Below are 1,339 nucleotides of genomic sequence, written 5' to 3'. Positions count from 1 at the left end.
CCCGCCCCCCCCCGCCCCCGGGCCCCCGCGGGCCGCCCCGGGGCCCCCCCCCCGCCGAGCGCCGGGGGCGGCGCGGCGGGCCGCACCCCGGCCGGGCCCGGCCGGCCCGTACCCGCCGCACCGCCTGGGTCGGGGCCGCCGGGAACAGCGCCGTCGGGGGCCGCGCCCGCGCCGGAGCAGCCGCCCCCGGTGGCCGCCGGCCCCGTGCCGGCCCCCCACCCGGCGGTCCCGGCGTCCGGGCGCGCCATCTCGCCCCTGTACCTCTCCCCGCCCAAGGAGTCCACCTCGTGAGCCCGTTCGCCCTCACCCGCACCCTGCCCGTCGACGCCACGGCCGCCGCCCTGCGCGCGGACGTCGCCGCCGGGCTGGGTGCGGCGCCCAAGTGGCTGCCGCCCAAGTGGTTCTACGACGCCCGCGGCAGCGAGCTGTTCGAAGAGATCACCCGACTGCCCGAGTACTACCCCACCCGTGCCGAGCGGGAGATCCTGGCCGCCCGGGCCCCGGAGATCGCCGCGGCCAGCGGTGCCCGGACACTGGTGGAGCTCGGTTCGGGCTCGTCCGAGAAGACCAGGTTGCTTCTTGACGCACTGCCCGACCTGCGCGCGTACGTCCCGGTCGACGTCAGCTCCAGCGCCCTGGAGCTGGCCGGGCAGGCGCTGCTGGCCGAGCGCCCGGGGCTGACCGTGCACGCGCTGGTGGCCGACTTCCAGCAGGCCCTGGCGCTGCCGCAGACGCCGGGGCCGCGCCTGGTGGTCTTCCTCGGGGGCACCATCGGGAACCTGCTGCCGGCCGAGCGGGCCCACTTCCTGGCCGCGGTGCGCACGCTGCTTGAGCCGGACGACGCCCTGTTGCTCGGCACCGACCTGGTCAAGGAGGAGGCGACGCTGTTGGCGGCGTACGACGATGCGGCCGGGGTGACGGCGGCGTTCAACAAAAACGTTTTGTCGGTGCTCAACCGGGAACTCGGCGCCGATTTCCAGCCCGCCGACTTCGACCACGTCGCGCACTGGGACGCGGAGCGGGAGTGGATCGAGATGCGGTTGCGGGCCAGGTCGGCGGTGACCGCCAAGATCCCGGCGCTGGACCTGGCGGTGTCCTTTGCCGCCGGCGAGGAGTTGCGTACCGAGGTGGCGGCGAAGTTCCGGCGGGCGGGCATCAGCACCGAACTGGCCGCGGCCGGGCTGGCACTGCGCCAGTGGTGGACGGACGGGGCGGACCGCTTCGCCCTCTCGCTGGCCACGCCGGCGGGGTGAGCGGCTGACCCCCGGGGGGCGGGGGCGCCCCCCGCCCCCCCCCCCCCCCGCCCCCCCCCCCCCCCCCCCCGCGGCGGGGGGGGGGG

At 78.0% G+C, this 1,339-nt stretch carries 1 protein-coding gene; it reads left to right on the top strand.

The window, feature by feature from the left end:
- The first annotated feature begins 287 nt into the window (after positions 1 to 287).
- Positions 288 to 1,253: an L-histidine N(alpha)-methyltransferase gene (gene egtD, locus AAHZ94_RS34175; RefSeq protein ID WP_349997571.1), complete on the top strand. Its 966-nt coding sequence runs from the start codon at positions 288 to 290 to the stop codon at positions 1,251 to 1,253.
- Positions 1,254 to 1,339 lie beyond the last annotated feature (86 nt).

Source organism: Streptomyces sp. HSW2009, assembly GCF_040240285.1.
Classification (GTDB): Bacteria; Actinomycetota; Actinomycetes; order Streptomycetales; family Streptomycetaceae; genus Streptomyces.
The sequence above is the reverse complement of the archived record's forward strand: the minus strand, read 5'-3'. Positions and strand labels throughout refer to the sequence as shown.